Origin of the sequence: Thalassotalea sediminis (assembly GCF_030295915.1) — a bacterium.
Classification (GTDB): Bacteria; Pseudomonadota; Gammaproteobacteria; order Enterobacterales; family Alteromonadaceae; genus Thalassotalea_C; species Thalassotalea_C sediminis.
In genome coordinates, this window is record NZ_AP027361.1 from 2,419,029 (window position 1) to 2,438,884 (window position 19,856).

The window sequence follows — 19,856 nt, forward strand, 5'->3', positions numbered from 1 at the left end:
TGCGTTAATTCATCACGTTATTATTGATAAGATTACCGTCAGCTAATGCTTTTAAAATAGCATCTATTCTACTTATCGCAGATTTATATTCGATATCTTCGATGTCATCAGCAATTTTCTGAGCCGCGTTTTCATGCTCTGTACCTGCTGTTAAATTAATTAACCGAGGCAATAAGTCCTCCGCATTTGCACTTTCTTCAACAACTAAATCCCGAATAGATTGCAGTAAACTATGCAATTGTTTAGCAAAGTATTCAACATTAACAATGGCCGTTTGCGGTGCTTCAGCTGCGCTGTCTTCGAAAGGAAGTCCATCTAGTGCAATTAACACATTGTTTAGCTCTATAGAGGTTTCTGCAACAAGCAAGTCGGCATCTTCCGGCGCATTTTTTAATTGTGCTTCTAATTGTGTTGCTCGTTTTGCTAACGTTAAAGCACCAATATAGTTAGCATTTGATTTTAACGAATGCGCCACACGATAAGCGGTATCGTAATCTTTTTCTTTATAAGTATCACTTAATGTATCTACTGTTTGACGATAATTTTTTGCAAATTCTTGCACTAAATTTTGATATAAATGTACCCTTCCCCCCATACTTTCTATAGCAGCATCGGCGTCTATACATGTTAGTTTCTCTATCGCCGCTAATAAATTGTCAGGCTGTTCATCTATCTCACCTTCAACTTTTATAATATTTTCAGTATGCTGCGAATCGTTAGTCGTATTATCCGGGTTATTCGCATCATTTACCGAAAGCGTGTTTACTTGACTGTTATTCCCTAGCCATTTGGATAACAAGGTAAATAAAGCATTAGGATCAATTGGCTTAGTAAAGTAGTCATTCATTCCTACATTGAGACAACGATCTAATTCTTCTTGCATTGCATGTGCGGTCATAGCAATAATCGGTAAATTAGTAAATTGATCATTGGCTCTAATTATTTTAGTAGCTGTTAAGCCGTCCATCACAGGCATTTGTAAATCCATGAACACAAGATCATAGCGTTCACTATCAAGCTTATCGATAGCCACTTGTCCATTCTCAGCGATATCAATCTGTACACCAGTTTCTTCCAAGAACCCTAAGACGACTTGCTGATTTAGCGCATTATCTTCTACGAGCAAAATTTTACTATGTGAAAGATCTAGCACACCTTTCTGAATGTGCTGTAATTCAAAAGTAGTTTCATCGAGTTTTAATGCATTCATCATCGCATTGAGTAACAAAGATGAATCTACAGGTTTTTCTAAAAAGCCATCTATGCCGGCTGCTTGCGACATAGACATTGCATCGTTTTTGTCAAATGCCGTTACCATGAGTACCGCAGGAATATCATGTTTTTCATTGAGCTTGTTAATGCGATGAGCAAGTTCGATTCCATCCATTTTAGGCATGCGCCAATCTGTAATAACAAGGTCAAACGGGTGTTGCATTAATATCGCATTATCAATTAATTCTAATGCTGTAATCGCATTATCTGTGGTGGTAATTTTACAGCCAAATTGCTTTAAAAGATCTTCTAATACACTTAAACACAGCGCATTATCATCAACAACGAGTACATTCTGCCCTTCAATCATTAGCGCTTGAGTAGCCACTATTTCACTTTGCTCTACCGGTTCATAACCTACGGTAAAGCCAAATGTGCTACCTTCACCTAACTGGCTTTCTACCCATATCTCACCGCCCATTAAGGTCGTTAATTGCTTACAAATTGATAAACCTAACCCTGTGCCACCAAAACGACGAGTAATAGAACTATCTGCCTGATTAAATGACTTAAACAGGTTGTTCATCGTTTCCGCTTCTAAACCAATACCTGTGTCTGTTACCAAAAATTCAAGCTTATCGCTATGACCTTGCTTACATCTGACTTCGATCAGTACATGGCCTGAGTCGGTAAATTTAATCGCATTACTGGCAAGGTTAACGAGTATTTGTTGTAATCTAACTGGGTCAGATTTAATTTGCTTCGGTACGTCAGGCGCAACCTTAACGACTAACTCTAAGCCTTTACTGTGTGCTTTCAACGAACAGATATTCGCTGTTTTCTTAATGAGTGCTTCAATGTTCATGACCACAGATTCAATGGTCATTTTTCCCGCTTCTATTTTAGAGAAGTCCAAAATATCATTAATTAAACCGAGTAATGCTTGTGATGCATCTTGTATTTTACCAATGAGATCTTTTTGATGATTATCTAGTCTCGTTTTAAATGCCAAATGACTTAGACCAATAATTGCGTTCATTGGTGTACGAATTTCATGACTCATCTTAGCTAAAAACTCGCTCTTAGCCTGCGTTGCTTTTTCAAGTTCTTCCGTTCTACTGGCAACTTGAAACTCTAAATGCCTATTAATATCTAGCAGACTTAAATGATTTTCTACACGGGTTAATAGCTCGTGTTTAGACACTGGTTTTGTCAAATAATCATTGCCGCCAACTGCAAAGCTTTCTACTAAATCAATAACTTGATTCTTAGCAGTCAAGAAAATAACGGGAAGCTCATTCAAAGAATACCATTCACGAATATGATTACATACCTCATAGCCAGACATTTTAGGCATCATCACATCTAATAATATTAAATCAAACGGTCGTTCACCGCTTTCATTTGATGCGGCAGCATTTTCAATCATGGTAAGCGCTTGTTTACCACTTGCCGCCTCTGAAAGACGATAACCTTTTAAGTTTAAATGGTTAAGCAATACTTGACGGTTAATAGGGTCATCATCTACCACTAAAATATGATAGTTTTTATAGTCTAATTGTTTACCCTGCTCTAGCATCAACTCGTTCTCATCGACACTAATATACTCAATCTCATTATCTAAATGCTGCAATCGATTAAGCTTTTGTAAGTTTGCCGATTTAGCAACATTGGTAATATCGGTAATTTGATCGTTATCGATGGGTAACGTTACAGAGAAACAGCTGCCTTTGCCAAGTTTTGAGTGCACATCAATACGGCCATCATGCAACTCAACCAACTGCTTTGTAACCGCCAACCCTAAACCTGTGCCACTTTGTACTCTGCTAGCATTCCCTTTTAATTGTTCAAATGAGTTAAAAATAACCTGTAACTTATCTGCAGCAATACCTATTCCTGTGTCTTGCACTGAAATTTTAACCTTGTTCCCTATCTGCTCTGCATCAATAGTGACTTCACCCTCTTCGGTAAACTTAATGGCATTACCTATCAAATTATATAAAATTTGTTCTAGACGGCTTTCATCTGCATTAACAATGGGTAATTCACTAGACACTCTGTTTTTCAAGGTAATATTTTTATCGCCAATTAATGGGGTAGACACAGTCATGACAACGTCTGTCAAACTATGTAACTCCACGCCAGAGAAATTTAATTTTAAGGTATGGTTTTTTAGCTTTGAAAAGTCGAGAATATCATTTACAAGATTCGATAAGCGCTTACCGCTAGCGACAACCATGGCAAGGTTTTTATTTGCAGATTCTGGCAGTTGACCTGACGCACCATCAATTAATGATTCTGCTAGGCCAATTATACCATTTAGTGGTGTACGTAACTCATGAGAAGTATTGGCCAAAAATTCATCTTTAAGTCTATCTGCGCGCTTTAACTGCACATTTATAGCATGCTCTTTTAAGCGTTGATAATTCTGGCGATATAAAATCAGCCCGATAGTGCCAACAATTAAAATTAAATATAAGGTATAAGCCCACCATGTTCGCCAGATTGGCGGTAGTACTGTAATGTTAAGTGACTTTCCTGTCTCATTCCAATATCCATCACCATTACTGGCTTTTACGTGTAACGTATAATCCCCTGAAGGCAAACTGGTATATGTTGCTCTTCTATTTTTTGCATCCGTGTAAATCCACTCTTCATCATAACCTTCTAACTTATATGCATATTGATTATTCATTGGCTCAGCAAAATGCAATGCGGCAAACTCAAATGAAACAAGTTTTTCATCATAAGTTAATATAAGGCGATCTAGTTCATTTATATCACTAGGAATAGTTAAACTTGCACTATTCACTTTCTGTTTTTTTGTGACATTCGTTTTATCAGCTTGAATTTCAACATGCTTGTTATGCACTAGAAAGTCAGTTAACACTACATTAGGTAGTGATGTATCATCTTTAATGTCGCTCGGAAAAAAACGATTAAAACCATTCACGCCACCAAACAGTAACTCTCCTGATTCCGTTTTATAGTAACTTAAAGAGTTAAATTCACTTCCTTGTAAACCATCACTAACACCGTAATTTTTAAATGATGTTGTACGCGGGTCAAAACGTGATAATCCGTCATTGGAGCTTAACCATAAATACCCCTGTTCATCAGATAAAACACCATAAATCAATTCGCTTGGCAGGCCATGTTTGGTTGAGTACTTGGTAAAAACTTCACGTTTAGGCTCAAATTTGTTTAAGCCGCTAAAAGTGCCAATCCATAGCACATCCTGAGACTCTACATAGATACTCGTTACCCAATTATTACTAATTGAATACTCATTCTCTGACTGACTACCGTAATGAGTGAAACTTTCCGTCTCTGGATCAAACTTATTTAATCCCCCACTTTGTGTACCAATCCAAATGTATCCAGCATCATCTTTTGTAAGCGCCCAAACACTGTTATCTGATATAGAGTTTTGATTTTCAGGTTGGTGAGTAAATCGTTTAAAAGTGCCTAACGCATAATTATATTTAAGTAACCCACCTCCCCATGTGCCAATCCAGATAAAGTCACCTTCACCTTTTAGTATCCTTAGCACTGTATTTTCACCTATAGTGCTATTAGCATTATCAGTGATGTTAATCCTTTCAAAGGTTTTATTTTGAAGATTAAATAGGTTTAATCCACCACCTATAGTGCCAACCCAAACCGAATCTTGATTATGTCTAACTAGTGCAGATATACCACTTGATGAAATTGAAAGTTGATTTTTTTCATCTGAGGTAAAATGACTATATGATTTTAAGTCACTGTTGTAGAGATTAAGACCAGACTCATAAGTACCAATCAATAAGTTCTTATCATCCAACTCCAAAAAGGATGTAATAGTATTCCCAGACAAGGTTGTTTTATGGGCGTTATTTTGTTCAATATGCTTAAATTGCTCATTTGAAGTGTCATATTTTTCGACACCCAATACATAAGTACCAATCCAAACACCATCATGGTTATCAGAGGTAATATCGGTTATTTGATTATGGCCTAAACTGTTTGGATCTTTATCATTTGCAATGAAATTCTCTACGATTGATGTATCTCTATCAATTTTAAATAGGCCTGAATTGTTCGTGCCGACCCAAACATTATGACCATTATGGTGTATTACAGTTATATTAACGTCTGATAATTGTGATGATAGTTGAGGCTTTATTTTTTCACCGGTCTTAGCATCTATGATAACTAGGCCATTTACAGTTCCAAGCCATAATTCTTCTTCAAGGGAAATGAATGCATTAGTGACATCAAAACCATTAAAAACCGTTTTAAAACGGGTACCTTCTAAATAACCTAAATCGCCATTATTAAGGCTAGCCCACAAGGTTTCTTTTGCTTTAAATAAAGTACTAATTTTCCCTGTAGATTCATGCGAAATATTTATTTCTGATATTGTTTGTGATTGCTTATTAAAAGTAAATCCACCTTTGTCCGTAGCAAATATAATGTCGTTATCAGAAACTTCGTTTATCTTGATAACTTTTGCTTCGGTTTTGCCTAAGTGTTCATTTACAACTTTAATGTCATTAAATGTATTTAGTTTTCTATTGAACGTATTAACACCTGAGACAGTTGCTACCCAAAGTACTCCCTCTGTATCTTGATAAAGTGTAGTGATATTACTCGCTAAAATTGAATCTTTTACACTATCATTTGCTTTGAATACTTCAAAATCATATCCATTAAAGCGGTTGAGACCATCATTCGTTCCAACCCACAAGTAGCCATCTTGGTCAACTAATAAACTGCTAACAGTCGCCTGTGATAATCCTTTTTCTCGATAAAAGTGTTCAAACTTATTTGCAAATACACTTTCTATTAATAAATGACTAACTAAGAGAATGACGAAACTCTTAAATATAATGGATTGCATGTTTTTATTGTTCGATGCCTGATGTTTGTATATAAGCTTAAAGTCATTACGTATATAGAACAAGTGCCAATTTTAATTAGATTTTCCCATATTTTATCTTGACTTAAATTTCCAAAAGACACTATTCTAGCTTTGCAACATTAACGTTGTTTAATATTTTAGTTTAAAAGGAAAGATAAAATGTCTACAAAAACAAATACAGAACATTTGCACGAAGAAGGCGTGATAAACAAGGACGAATTAACAGAAGAGCATATTAAAGCTATTGACAGCTTATCAAAAGATGAAGTTGAGCAACTAAAATCTATTAATAAGTCAGTTAAAAAGGTTAGCCCTGGCGTCGGTATAATGTTGTAAGGCGCTCGCAATGACAACTCATTTTGAACGATTAACCAAAAGCATGAGCTTAATGGCTTTAAATGCTAGGGCTGTAGGCAATCAGTACTATGAGTTGTCTTGTTATCCTGAGGTTGTTAAAGAGCATATTTGGGTTAATCAGATGGTGGCGAGAGCTACAGTACCGCTAATGCGCGAAGTAATCTCGTGCATGGAAGACTATCCTAAAGATGAACTACACAATATTTTAACCAGTTACATGCGCAGACATATTGCTGAAGAAACAGATCACGATGAATGGTATGTCAACGATTTAGAATTATTAGGCTTAAGCAGAGAAGAGATCTTTTCACGCCCGCCTACGCCAAACGTGGCAGCATTAAGTGGTTCTCAGTACTACTGGATAAAACATCATCACCCTGTTGCATTCATGGGTTATTTAGGGTGTTTAGAGGTTTATCATCCCACTGTAGAGTATGTTGAAGGCCTAATTAAAAACTCAGGACTACCCGCTAAGGCGTTTAGTACTGTGATGGAACATGCAGTGATAGATGCTCAACATAAAGAAGACATTATCGAGACAATTAACAGCCTGCCTTTAACCGAAGTACAATACCAAGCGATTGAACTCAGTGCATTTCAAACCTTTAGATATGTAGCCAAGGTAATGGAAGATATATGCCGAGTGGCTCCTAAACAACAAACCGCCTAATAATAAGGTAAATGAAGTTATCATCATTTACCTTATTTACTTTCTGACAGAAAGTTCTGATTTTAATTATTCAAAGGCCAAGGCCTCTTTCAACGCAGCTAAGCACAAAGCAACATTTTCTTTACGTGCACCATAGCCCATTAAACCTATACGCCATGCTTTTCCTGCAAACTGCCCTAGCCCAGCGCCAATCTCGAGGTTGTACTCATTAAGTAAAAAGTGTCTAACTTTTGCATCATCAACCCCTTGTGGAATATACACCGTATTAAGCTGTGCTAATCGTTCATTTTCAGGTACAACAAAGTTTAAACCTAATTTAGCTAATCCCTTTGCTAATAAATCATGCATATTTTGATGACGTTGCCACGCATTTTCTAATCCTTCATTTTTTAACATGATCAAAGACTCATGCAGTGCATACAGTGAATTTACAGGTGCTGTGTGGTGATAGGCACGTTTACCTTCGCCAGACCAATAAGACATAACAAGTGACTGATCGAGAAACCAACTTTGCACTGTCGTTGTTCTACTTTTAATCACCTCAACGGCTTTAGGACTAAAACTAATTGGCGAAATACCCGGTACACAAGATAAGCATTTCTGGCTACCCGCATAAATGGCATCGATCCCCCATTCATCAACACGCAGTTCGCACCCACCCAGTGATGTTACAGCATCAACAATCGTTAAACAGTCATGTTTTTGTGCAATTTCACACAATGTTTTTGCGTCAGAACGCGCCCCCGTAGAGGTTTCCGCGTGAACAAAAGCAACAATTGACGCTTCTGGGTGTTTAGATAACGTTGCTTCAAGTGATGCGGTTGATACTGCTCTGCCCCATTCTCCTTCAATGAGTACAAGTTTTGCACCAATACGTTTAACATTTTCTGCCATCCTTGAACCAAAGACGCCATTTTGACAAACCACAACGGTGTCATCCGGTGTTATCAAGTTAACAAAACAAGCTTCCATTCCCGCAGAACCTGGTGCTGATAAAGCCAGAGTCATTTCATTACGCGTTTGAAAAGCGTACTGTAACAAACACTTAACTTCATCCATCATTTCGATAAATAATGGATCTAAATGGCCAATAGTGGGTCGTGCTAAAGCAGAAAGCACTTGTTGGCTTACATCTGAAGGCCCTGGTCCCATTAATGTGCGTTGAGGAGGTATAAAAGAAGAATAAGTCATCACGGTTCCGATTGATTAACAATAGCAAAAATGTACCATTGAAATGCGCTATTCGCTAAATTAATTCATCTTATCTCAGTTATTCATTGAATAAATAGCTTCGAAAATTCAAGACTTAGGCGTATCATAGAGCAAACAAAATTTCTATGTTCGCCATGGCGCTTAAATCTACTATCTACAAAACAACGATTCATTTATCTGATATGGATCGTCATTATTACGACACATTAAACTTGACCATAGCGCAGCATCCATCTGAAACAATGCTGCGCATGAGTGCAAGAATACTTGCGTACATATTAAATGCTGATCCCGCGCTTGTTTTTGGCAAAGGGGTCAGTGATGAAGACGAGCCTGCGCTTTGGGCTCAAACACTAACAGAAGAAGTTACCTTGTGGATTGAACTGGGCCAACCCGATGAGAAACGGATAAAACGCGCCAGTAACAAAGCCGAAGCAATGATAATTTATGGCTATCATTCGCCATTTGATGTTTGGTGGCAACAGCAAGAAAAAAAGCTTACGCTTTTAAAAAATGTACAAATTGAACGGTTTGATTATCAAGCACTTGCCGAGTTTTCAACATTAATCGAACGTACAACAGAAATACAGGCGAGTATTCAGGACGGTCAGTTGTGGTTAACCATAGGTGAAAAAAGCCTGCTAATTGAACACCAAACGTTACAATCTATCCGTCAGTAACTTTATTTCTCAGCTTGCAATACCGGTACTGATATTCAATAGTAGTGCTTTTAACGATAGGGACTACAAATGCTAACAATAACAAAAAATGCTTTAGCTCTCACGCTCTCTGTTGCGTTAGGCGCAACATTTAGCTCTTCAGTTTACGCAAATAATACATCTCTCGAAGCCATCACCAAAGATATAACGCACTTAGCCAGTGATGATCTTAAAGGGCGTGCTAGCTTCAGCCCAGAAATCGACCAAGCGGCTGATTATATTGCGAAACGATTTAAGGAGATTGGTTTAGTGCCTATGAAAGGCGAACATTCATTTAAACAATCATTCGACATAACCACTATACGCCCTGCATCTTTAGAAGTTACATTAAACGGAAAACTTATCGCTGCCGATCAACTCGGTATAGCAAGTACGATAAAAGCGATAAAGTGGAGTGACCTTGATGACTTTACGCTACATTCAGTCAGCAAAAAAGATAATATGCGTGAAGTTATCCGCGGTATTAATCAACAAGGCGGTAAACATGTTGTATTAATCAACCCTGCGCATAAAAAGCTATTCGCTGGTTACAGCGGTTATTTTGCTAGAGGTTTAAAGAAACTATCACTAGATCATCAAGGTGCTATCGTAATGATTCTAACTGAAGAGTCTACTATTGATACCATTAATGTCGCCGCGAAAACCACTATTGAAAAACAAACACTAACCAACGTTGTTGGTGTTTTACCAGGCAATAAACTTAAAGATGACGTTGTTTTATATTCCGCACATTATGATCATCTTGGTATAACGCCAACTGAAAATGGCGAAGACAGTATATATAACGGTGCAGATGATGATGCATCTGGTACTACAGCCATTATAAACCTTGCACAATACTTTGCTAATAAAGGAAGTAATGCGCGAACGGTAATTTTTTCCGCATTTACCGCTGAAGAAATTGGCGGTTTTGGTTCGCGTTATTTTTCGCAACAGTTAAACCCCGATGATGTTATTGCTATGATCAACATTGAAATGATTGGTAAGCCTTCAAAGTTTGGCCCAGGTAATGTTTGGATGACAGGAATGGAGCGTTCTTCATTAGGCGAAGAGCTAAACAAAGCACTCGCTAGCAAAGACTTTAAAATTTACAAAGATCCATATCCAAAACAAAACCTATTTTATCGTTCAGACAATGCAACTTTGGCGCGATTAGGCGTACCTGCACATAGCTTTAGTAGCACGCAACTAGATAAAGATCAGCATTATCATAAGGTCACTGATGATCTGGCGAGTTTAGATCTAAATTCGATGCACAAAGTCATTGAAAATTTATCAATTGCTACTCAAGGGTTAATTGATGGAAAAATTACACCTACGCGTGTTGATATAAATAAAGTAAAAAGCCTCGGTAAAATTTACTAGAGCATGTTGTTCTTTGCTGTTTAAATTTCGTTCAAATCAAACACCTTCTGTTCGCGGCACTTGGATTATTGCATAGTCATTCTATGGTTAGTTCAAGTAACAAAGAGCAGAAAGCGTTTAGTTGAACCCTTCGGGCTGCACCTGTTTGGCATTTCTACTGTGTTAACGCTTTACTGGAGTAGAATAACTACACGGCGAAAGCGCTGCCTTGTATAAATACAAAACAAATTGCGGCAAAAGTAAACATGAAAGATCAACACGCTCTAATTTGCCTGATCTACACTCAACGAAATAAGCGGCCACTAAAGCCGCTTATTTTATTATGAGTAAACCTTAACTTTTCTTTTCACAAGTCATGGGCTTAGCATTATAACCCCAAGTAATACGAGCTTCGCCTTGGTGCTCCCAGAGAGATTCATTTCTTCCTTGATACCTTGCACCACTTGCACTTGGCTTTTGAAACATTAACGACATATTATTACCGCGCTCAGCAATAACTGTTGCAGGGTTTGTTTGGTAAAAAGTAAGGTTTATTTCTTCTTCAACCTCGTTATTACAGCTATAAGTAACAGGACCTATAGACGGCACTAAGTCATATTTAGCTTGTAACGTCGCAATACGCATCATATATATTTGCTCAATACACTGCGTTTGATCTTGCGCTTTCCAACAGTCATCACGACCTTTACGCCAACCATGCTGTGTAGCTCTCAGTCTATTAATTTGCGCTTTTGTTAATGAATATTTTGCTTGTTGGTATATCGCTGAAAGTTGACTATCGAGAGATGCTAACACTTGATGGCTACAGACAAGATCTTCTGCACTGCCAAGTTGGGTATTCGCACAGTCAAAAGAAGGCGTCATTTTCGCTACGTGGTTATCGTTTATTACATCTACCTGACGTTTTTCTAGGGATTTTTTTTCTATAATATCCAGTATATAAGAACACCACTGCTGACTTGTATGCTCTGGTGTTGTTGGTTTATCTCGTATTCCTAATTTATACTCAATGACAGACTTCCACTCATCACTAGCGATATCTGGACCATGGCCTAAATCATCATCTGACTGCACTTTATCTGCAATAAGTTGATAGTTAGTAGCGGAACATTGTTGCCCAATATATACTCGCGCTTGTTCTTGTTTTGTTGAACAAGCCGACAATGCTAACAACAGTAGTACAGCGCAACCTTTTATATTCATAAAGCATTCCATGGTTTTATTAGTGATTCCAATCGTTAACGAGTTACCACTCATTATAGTCAAACTTACAACTCCCCGTTCTATTTACTGACATAAAAAATATCGCAAAACATCCTTGTTTGCGATATTTACCTTAACTCAATGATCTTATTATATGCTTCGTCTGAGAATGTATTAATCATGACGAGGCTTAATTTTTCGGTTGGAAGGAGCAACCGGCTTATGACCATTTGAGCCCTTTGCCACTCTTGTATAGGTTTTAATACTACGTGAGTGACCTCCCTTGGCTGGCTTCATCGCGCGAACTTTCACAGGTCTATCATATGGCTTAGATACACGCTTATTCAATTGCGGTCTAACCCCTTGTGTTTTCGTTGCCGATGAATATTTTTGTGGCTTATTAACCTGCCGATACTGTTTCAGTTTGTGTTCAACGTGTCGTTGTTTTTCTACTTTAGGTGTGCGTTTTACATGTTGCCTTTGACCGTTTTTTATTAGTATCCCTTTATCGTGATCACGTTGAATTTGACGACCTGAGACACCTTTTGTAACGCGCTTTTGCTGTTTATTTCTTTTTTCAACCATAGGTTCGCCGTGAAGATTACGTAATTTTTTGCTCACAGCGTGATGCTTTTTATACGACTGACCATGACGGTCAATAGTGCGCTCTTTTCTTATACCCTGTTTGGTATCACTACTTATATAGTGACGCACAGGACGATGAGAAGCATATCGCTTTTTAACGTCATGCGAGCGATAAGCAACACCTTTTCGACGATTAGGGTTATGCTGCCAACGCTTAACGCGATGACTTGTCGTGACGCGTTTTCGGCTATGGTAGCTGCGATAGTATTTCGGTGTATGGTGCACAACGTAACGTTTGTGCCATTGAAAGCCAACAAAGAAAAAATCTAAAGCTAAGTGCACGCCTGAACGCCAATAAAATGGTCCATGATGATAACTATAGTATGCAGGTCTATGCCAATAAATAGGTGGACGATGTGACCAATGCCAATGACCATAAACCCTGCGAGTATCGTAATATGGTACATAAATAATTTCTGGTTGTTCCGGTTGAATAACAATCGTTTTTTGCTCGCGGATGATCTTAACATTGTCCATTTTAGCTAAGTTCCCTGCGTTATCAGCTTGCTGTCTCAGCCTTTGTATACTTGCTAATACTTGTGCTTCATCTTGTAAAAATGCATCGCCTAGTTCTCGCATCCAAGTAAGATCTGTACTAAGTTTTTCCAGTATTTGTGGAAATGCTAATAACGCCTTAACACTAGGATCCCAATCTTTATTTTCAGCTATTTCCTGTAAAGTATCGTTACTGGCATACTTGTTATCTTTAATAAATCTGTCAGCATCAATAACTTCAATAGGGTATGTTGCCGCAATTAATATATGGGTTAATAAGGTATCCGGATAAAGGGCAATAGGTGCTAACATTTGAGCAAGTTCAGCTTCCGACATCTCAGTATATTCAACCGTTGCCTGTGCTTGATTTTCCGCTGCTACGGTTAGCTGCGTGCTAGTTACGGCACTTGCTATGATGATTGTCGTTATCAGTTGTTGATGTAGTTTCATCTTTCCAGCCTTAACCTTGTTGTTTCTGGTTAAGTGTTAATCTACAAAAAGTAAACTGAATGATGCCTGAATACCTAAAGAAAAAATAAAGAGAGAAGGAAGAAATATAAGTACTTAGCTTATGTTTTGTTATTAAAAGTAAGTGTAAAGCACGCCCCTCCGTAAGTTGAAGAGGTATTAATTGATAATGTACCTTTATAGCTATCAACTAAATCACGAACAATTGCTAATCCTATGCCATGTCCTTGTTGATAGGTATCTGCACGTTTGCCACGTTTTAAGATCTTGGTTACATCGTCGGGGTCGATCCCCTGTCCATCATCTTCAACAATAAAAACTAATTGATGCCCCATCGTTTGAATATCAATAGAAACAACAGATTTTGCAGCTTTACAGGCGTTATCAAGCAAGTTACCTAATATTTCAAGTAAGTCAGCTTCATCGCCTTTAAACATCAATTTTTCATCACACTGACTATCAATAATCAACGCTTTATCTCGATATATTTTTTCTAAGCTATTAACCAACTTACGTAAGCTAGGTGCAATCTCAATTCCAAGATACCAGGCAGCATGACCGGCACTCTGTGCGCGTTTTAATTGATGCTCGATCATTAAATTCATCACGTCAATTTGTTCTTGAGCATTCTTATCATTAGTGGCTTTTACATATCCTTGGATGACTGCCAAAGGTGTTTTCAAGCTATGTGCAAGATCTGATAAGGCATTTCGGTACCTAGTACGTTGCATTTTTTCAGTATCAAGCAAATTGTTAAGTTGATCTGTCACTTGTTGTAATTCAAGCGGGTAATGGTTAGAAAGTTGATTACTTTTACCTTGTTCAATCGCAGCAATTTCAGCGGTTAACCGTGATAGCGGTTGTAAACTCCAGCGCAACCAAACATATTGTAGTATCAACAATATGGTCATTAATATCAGTAAGCCTAACCAAAGTTGTTGTTTAAATTCAGCCATTAACACTAAAAAGCTCGATTGTTCTTTGATAATGTGGAGCGTTACTATGTGGTCATTATTTATGTCAGAAAAAAGCACTGAAAAGCTATAAATAAAGTGTTCCGTATTATCAATATTTATTGTTGAGAAGTTTGACTCACCGACTTTAGGAGAAGGCATATTTTTTGGTAATGTAATAGCGAGTAAAGATTGTGATTGCCAAAGTAATTGTGCATTTTTTAAGTCTGAAATTGCCGCATACATACCAGATTGCCCGATATTAAAGCGATTTTCAGCCAGCACTTCTGGCATTTGTAGTTGACCTTGTTCAAATTCAGCTACGGCAAGCAAACTATAAGAATACGCAGTTAATTCATTACTCACCCCCGCTTCCATATGATTTTGGTAAGCCTTAATAATGGTAATACCAACAATGGGTAGTAAGACCAGCACCATAAAAACCGCACTTAATAATAAACGCGATTTCAGCGAATTAAACCAAGCATTAACGTTAGCCATCTGCATATCTCAATTACGGTTCAAATGTCTTAAGTCGATAACCTTGGCCTCTTAACGTCTCAATAAATTGTAAACTACCATCAGGATCAAGTTTTTTACGTAAGCGACGAACAAAGACTTCAATGACATTAGAATCTAGATCAAAGTCCTGATCGTAAATATGCTCTGTTAACTGGGTTTTAGAAATAACATGCCCCATGTGAAGCATCATATATTCGAATACTTTATATTCGTAGCTACTCAAAGCAATCGTTTGTTGATGAACACTTACAACCATACTCGCCGTATCAATTGAAAAAGGACCATTCGTAATAACCGGACTCGCCTGCCCTGCACTTCGACGAATTAGTGCGTTCAAGCGAGCAAGTAATTCCTCCACTTGGAAAGGCTTAGTTAAATAGTCATCTGCGCCAGCATCAAGTCCTTCAACTTTATCTTGCCACCGGTCTCTTGCAGTCAAGACAATAATGGGATATTTAATCTCTTGTGCACGTAATTGTTCAATCAATGATTTACCGTCTAGCTTAGGTAAGCCTAGATCTATGATCGCGGCATCGTATTGATATTCCGTAGCCTGAAAAAAGCCTATTTCACCATCATCAGCACAATCAACACTATAGTTAGCTTGCTCGAGTTGTTCTTTCAACTGAGACTGTAAATTAATATCATCTTCAACAATTAATAACCGCATCGCTTAACTTCCTACTATTTTTCCGCTAACAGCATCTACTTTAACTGACACTACATGTCCATTGTTCTTTAAGAGTTTAACTTTGTAACCTGGGTTGCCTTTAACCTTAGTTCGTTGAACCTTCAATACTTTACCGCCATAGCGAGCTTTTACCATTTGAGCAGCTTGTTTTGCGTTTGCTACCCGGTATGTTTTGCCAGCTTCATATGAATGAGCATACAAAGGCTGTATGTGGTTCAGTGTGAACAACATTGTCATAAACAAAATGGAGCGAACTACCGTGCAAAAATTCATTTAAAATACCGTGTGAATGATAACAACCCTGTCAGTGTAAAAGTAATCGAGTTTGATAACAATCTATCAAGCGAAAACTGAATACTTACTGAACACAAAAATAAAAAGAATATAAATAAAATCATCATTATAACGTTCAGGAAACATTCAGAATAAACGCGTTTTAATAATAGCGTATTAATTATTTCGAGGATGGATCATGACAACAACTATCACAACTATTGCCGTCATCAGTATACTCTTTGCATTACCCGTGAGCGCAACCTCATCAGCAGTAAAAAGTAAGAGTATTTCAGCAGCTAAAACAATGTGGGACCAATCATCGGCCTTGAGCCAATTAAAGAGCAAAGAAACGGCTGAAAATCAATTAACCGGCTTAACACGAGAACAAGTTAAAGCACAAAAAATTGCACAAGATCTAGTAACGATTAATAAGCCAAAAGCAGCCTCTAGAATTGACCATAGTTTTACGATATTCCAAGGTTATGCCCAACTCATTGAAGATTACGATGAAGATGGTTTTTTTCAAACTTTTAGTGTTACTTTTGACGCCGACGTTTATAGCTATGATTATATTAATGCTGCGAACGTTTATGCCGAACTTTACCTGAGTAAAAATGGTGGTGATTGGATCCATTATTACACCACCGAAGATTTTGTTATTTATGGTGAAGATCAAGATGACGAATACGAAGTTTATACTACCTTAAATCAAGGCTATGTTCCTGAGTATTATGATGTATTAATTGACTTATATGAAGTTGGATACCCTGGCGTAGTTGCAACGTATAGTTCAGATAATACTAATGAGCTTTATGCATTGCCTCTCGAAAGTACAGACTATGATCCGAACTACGTGGAAGTTGTGTACGAGAGTGAAAGCCATGGTCACGGTGGCAGTATTTATACGTTATTAGCGCTATTAGCGAGTATTGCGTTTATACGCGTAAAAAACACAACTCATAAGTCAAAGTACCGTGAATAATCTTAAACGATTAACCGTGATATTGCTGGCTTAACGGCATTATGGTTACCCCGTTAAGCCAGTATCACTTCAATGAGAAACATTAATCTTTTAGCGGTTTTTCTTTTGCCTGTTGCTCAAGCTTATGCTGCAAGAACTCTGGTGATTGGGTGTTTTTAGCCAAGGCATAGTAAGCAGCAGGAATAATAAACAAGGTTAATAACGTTGCAACAATAACACCAGTAAACACTACAACCCCTATTACCATACGACTTTCAGCACCAGGACCTGAAGCTAATACTAGCGGTACGGCACTCATCACGGTTGTTAATGATGTCATAATAATCGGCCTTAAACGTTGAGCGGCAGCCTGCACAATAGCTTCACTAAACTCAACGCCTTTATCGCGCAATTGATTGGTGAATTCGACAATCAAAATACCATTTTTGGCACTTAATCCGATTAACATGACAATGCCTATTTGGCTGTATATATTCAGTGTTAACCCTGTTGACCACAAACCAAACAACGCACCAACTAACCCTAAAGGCACCGTTAACATAATAACAAAGGGATGCACGAAACTTTCAAATTGTGCTGCTAACACCAAGAATGTCACGGTCAACGCGAGTATAAAGACATAAGTCATCGCTGAAGCACCTTCATAAAACAACTGTGATTCACCTTTGTAATCAACGGCACCGTCTATGTCATTTTCTTCAGCTGCAACTTGATTTAAAAAGTTAAGTGCTTCTTCTAGCGTATAACCATCAGCTAAATTTGCGCTTAAGGTAATTGAGCGCATTCGGTTATAACGATTAAGTCGAGAAGCGGTTGCTTCTTCCGTTAACGTGATCAAACTGTCTAATGGTACTAACTCACCACTGCGTGATTTTAAGTAAATATTAGATATATCGGTAGGATTTGAAAAATCTTTCTTCGTGCCTTTCAATATCACATCGTACTCTTCACCACGATCAATAAATGTGGTTGCACGACGTTGTCCTAACATTGTTTCTAATGTTCTACCAATATCAGAAACGGAAACACCTAGATCGGCTGCTTTATTTTTGTCGATATTGACTAAAAATTGTGGAAAAGTCTCTTTGTAATCATGGTCAATGCGCACAAGACCAGGGTTTGTTTCTGCACGTTTAATGATTCGATCACGCCAATCTGCAAGTTGCGCATAATCATTACCTTGCAATACAAACTCTATAGGTCGAGATGAGCCTCCCCCCCCAATGCCTCGACGCATAATTGCAAACGCGCGTACATCAGTAACCTCTCGCATTTTACCACTGATTTCATCCATAACGTCCCAAGTTGAACGCTTTCTTTCGTCCCAGTCAGCCATGCCAACAATGGCAACACCACCTCTACCGCCCCAACCTGGCACTCGAATAAGTACACGACTTAGCTCGCCAGATTGAGAATAAGGCAATAATCGTTCTTCAATTTTCGCCATATTTGCAGCATTATTTTCATAACTTGCCCCTTGTGGGCCATTCATCATTAAAAAGAAGGTGCCACGATCTTCTTTTGGTGTGAGCTCCGATGGTACTTGTTGTAACAATGAATAACTCGCAAACCCTGATAATAACAACGTAGCAACTAAGCTCCATTTACGTAGCATGTTGGAGCGAATTGATGCTTTATAAGCCTGTTCGATCTTCTGAAATCGTTTATCCATCCATTGACTAAATTTACTCTCTTTTTCAGATGGTTTTAATACTTTAGAACAAAGTGCTGGAGATAATGTAAGTGCAGTGATACTTGAGAAAAACACCGCGGCGCTAACCGCCATTGCAAATTCAGTAAATAATGCACCAATACGTCCATCCATAAATACCAGTGGTACGAACACTGAAATAAGTACTAATGTCGTTGCTATAATCGCAAATCCCACTTCACGCGCACCTCGATAAGCCGCTAATAATGGTTGTTCACCTAACTCTATGCGACGATGAATATTTTCGAGCATAACAATGGCATCATCGACCACAAGCCCTATCGCCAAAACTAAAGCGAGTAGCGTTAGCAAATTAATCGAATAATCCATGGCGAGCAAGAACATAAAACTGCCCACTAATGCCACAGGCACAGTTACAGCAGGAATTAACGTAGCACGAATATTGCCTAGGAACAGGTAAATAACGAGTACAACTAAAGTCATGGAAATAGCAAGGGTACGATAAACTTCATCAATAGACTCCTTGATGAAGATAGAAGAGTCATAACTGTCTTCTATGGTTGTGCCTTCTGGTAAGTTTCGCTTAATCTTTTCTAATTCAAGACGTGCATTTTCTACCACGGTTAACGTATTGGCCTTTGCCTGTTTTACGATACCAAGGCCAATCATGTCTCGACCATTACCTCGAAACAAACTTTCATCGTCAGCCGCTTCTAGATGTACATCGGCTACTTCGCCTAATCGCACTAAATAGCCATCTTCACCACGTTTAATCACTAAATTTCTAAAATCAGTTTGATCTTTATAACTACGCGCTGTGCGCACAGTAAAATCACGGTCAACCGATTCTATTTCACCCGCAGGCAATTCAACATTTTCTGTTCTCAGTGTATTTTCAATATCTTGGCTGGTGATCCCCCTGGCGGCCATAGCTTTACGATTTAACCATACTTTCATGGCATATTTTCGTTCACCACCAACACGAACATTTGAAACACCATCAACAACAGCTAATCTATCGACAATAAAGCGCTGAGCGTAATCTGACAGTTGCAATGAATCCATTGTCGTACTATTTAACACAAACCAAGCGATCGGACTTTCGTCACTATTAGATTTAGATACTTCGGGTGGCCTAACTTGCTCAGGTAAACTATCGAGAGCTCTTGCGACACGCTCGCGAACATCATTTGATGCCGCATCAATATCTCTACTGATATTAAACTCAATGGTAATGTTTGAACGACCATTGCGGCTCGATGAATTAATGCTTTTAATGCCTTCAATACCCGAAATACGATTCTCTAGTACTTGGGTTATTTTGGTTTCAATAATCTCTGCGCTTGCGCCAGTATAACTTGTACTTACGCTGACAATAGGAGATTCGATATCTGGATATTCACGCAACGGCAACATGGTAAATGCAACAATACCAAACGTAAGCAAAAGCAGGTTTATAACAATGGCAAAAACCGGACGTTTTACACTAGTATCTGTAATTTTCACGACTT

General features: G+C 38.1%; 13 protein-coding genes. 5 read left to right on the top strand and 8 right to left on the bottom strand.

The genetic code is table 11. From position 1 onward, the window contains the following. Positions 1-4 precede the first annotated feature (4 nt). On the bottom strand, positions 5-6,094 hold the full coding sequence (locus QUE09_RS11130) for a response regulator (protein WP_286232830.1): 6,090 nt from the start codon (positions 6,092-6,094) through the stop codon (positions 5-7). A 180-nt stretch (positions 6,095-6,274) separates the two neighbouring features. Here QUE09_RS11130 and QUE09_RS11135 point away from each other — a divergent pair, with 180 nt between their 5' ends. Together QUE09_RS11135 and QUE09_RS11140 are read left to right on the top strand one after the other, a co-directional pair. Then, entirely contained in the window at positions 6,275-6,451 is a 177-nt protein-coding gene (locus QUE09_RS11135; RefSeq protein ID WP_286232831.1) for a hypothetical protein, read from the top strand. 10 nt (positions 6,452-6,461) lie between these two features. Next, the gene (locus QUE09_RS11140) at positions 6,462-7,142 is read left to right on the top strand and encodes an iron-containing redox enzyme family protein (RefSeq protein ID WP_286232832.1); all 681 of its coding nucleotides are present in this window, start codon (positions 6,462-6,464) and stop codon (positions 7,140-7,142) included. A gap of 66 nt (positions 7,143-7,208) precedes the next feature. Here QUE09_RS11140 and QUE09_RS11145 read toward each other — a convergent pair whose 3' ends face one another. Then, a complete protein-coding gene (locus QUE09_RS11145) occupies positions 7,209-8,333 on the bottom strand; it encodes a pyridoxal-phosphate-dependent aminotransferase family protein (RefSeq protein ID WP_286232833.1) in 1,125 nt (374 codons plus the stop codon). Positions 8,334-8,488: 155 nt separating this feature from the next. Here QUE09_RS11145 and QUE09_RS11150 point away from each other — a divergent pair, with 155 nt between their 5' ends. Together QUE09_RS11150 and QUE09_RS11155 are read left to right on the top strand one after the other, a co-directional pair. Then, complete coding sequence (locus QUE09_RS11150; RefSeq protein WP_286232834.1) at positions 8,489-9,034, top strand: YaeQ family protein; 546 nt, start codon at positions 8,489-8,491, stop codon at positions 9,032-9,034. Positions 9,035-9,103: 69 nt separating this feature from the next. Continuing rightward, complete coding sequence (locus tag QUE09_RS11155; protein ID WP_286232835.1) at positions 9,104-10,438, top strand: M20/M25/M40 family metallo-hydrolase; 1,335 nt, start codon at positions 9,104-9,106, stop codon at positions 10,436-10,438. A gap of 333 nt (positions 10,439-10,771) precedes the next feature. Here QUE09_RS11155 and QUE09_RS11160 read toward each other — a convergent pair whose 3' ends face one another. The 5 genes from QUE09_RS11160 to QUE09_RS11180 form a co-directional block, all read right to left on the bottom strand. After that, on the bottom strand, positions 10,772-11,641 hold the full coding sequence (locus QUE09_RS11160; protein WP_286232836.1) for an MliC family protein: 870 nt from the start codon (positions 11,639-11,641) through the stop codon (positions 10,772-10,774). A gap of 174 nt (positions 11,642-11,815) precedes the next feature. Beyond that, positions 11,816-13,231, bottom strand: coding sequence for a DUF3300 domain-containing protein (locus QUE09_RS11165; RefSeq protein ID WP_286232837.1), 1,416 nt, complete (start codon positions 13,229-13,231; stop codon positions 11,816-11,818). Positions 13,232-13,350: 119 nt separating this feature from the next. Further along, positions 13,351-14,703, bottom strand: a complete 1,353-nt coding sequence (locus tag QUE09_RS11170; protein ID WP_286232838.1) for an ATP-binding protein — start codon at positions 14,701-14,703, stop codon at positions 13,351-13,353. A gap of 13 nt (positions 14,704-14,716) precedes the next feature. Then, entirely contained in the window at positions 14,717-15,394 is a 678-nt protein-coding gene (locus QUE09_RS11175) for a response regulator transcription factor (protein WP_286232839.1), read from the bottom strand. A 3-nt stretch (positions 15,395-15,397) separates the two neighbouring features. Continuing rightward, positions 15,398-15,688: a PepSY domain-containing protein gene (locus tag QUE09_RS11180; protein WP_286232840.1), complete on the bottom strand. Its 291-nt coding sequence runs from the start codon at positions 15,686-15,688 to the stop codon at positions 15,398-15,400. Between the two features lie 199 nt (positions 15,689-15,887). Here QUE09_RS11180 and QUE09_RS11185 point away from each other — a divergent pair, with 199 nt between their 5' ends. Continuing rightward, complete coding sequence (locus QUE09_RS11185; RefSeq protein ID WP_286232841.1) at positions 15,888-16,673, top strand: choice-of-anchor H family protein; 786 nt, start codon at positions 15,888-15,890, stop codon at positions 16,671-16,673. Positions 16,674-16,755: 82 nt separating this feature from the next. Here QUE09_RS11185 and QUE09_RS11190 read toward each other — a convergent pair whose 3' ends face one another. Next, positions 16,756-19,851 (bottom strand): efflux RND transporter permease subunit, encoded by a 3,096-nt coding sequence (locus tag QUE09_RS11190; RefSeq protein ID WP_286232842.1) that lies wholly within the window; start codon positions 19,849-19,851, stop codon positions 16,756-16,758. Positions 19,852-19,856 lie beyond the last annotated feature (5 nt).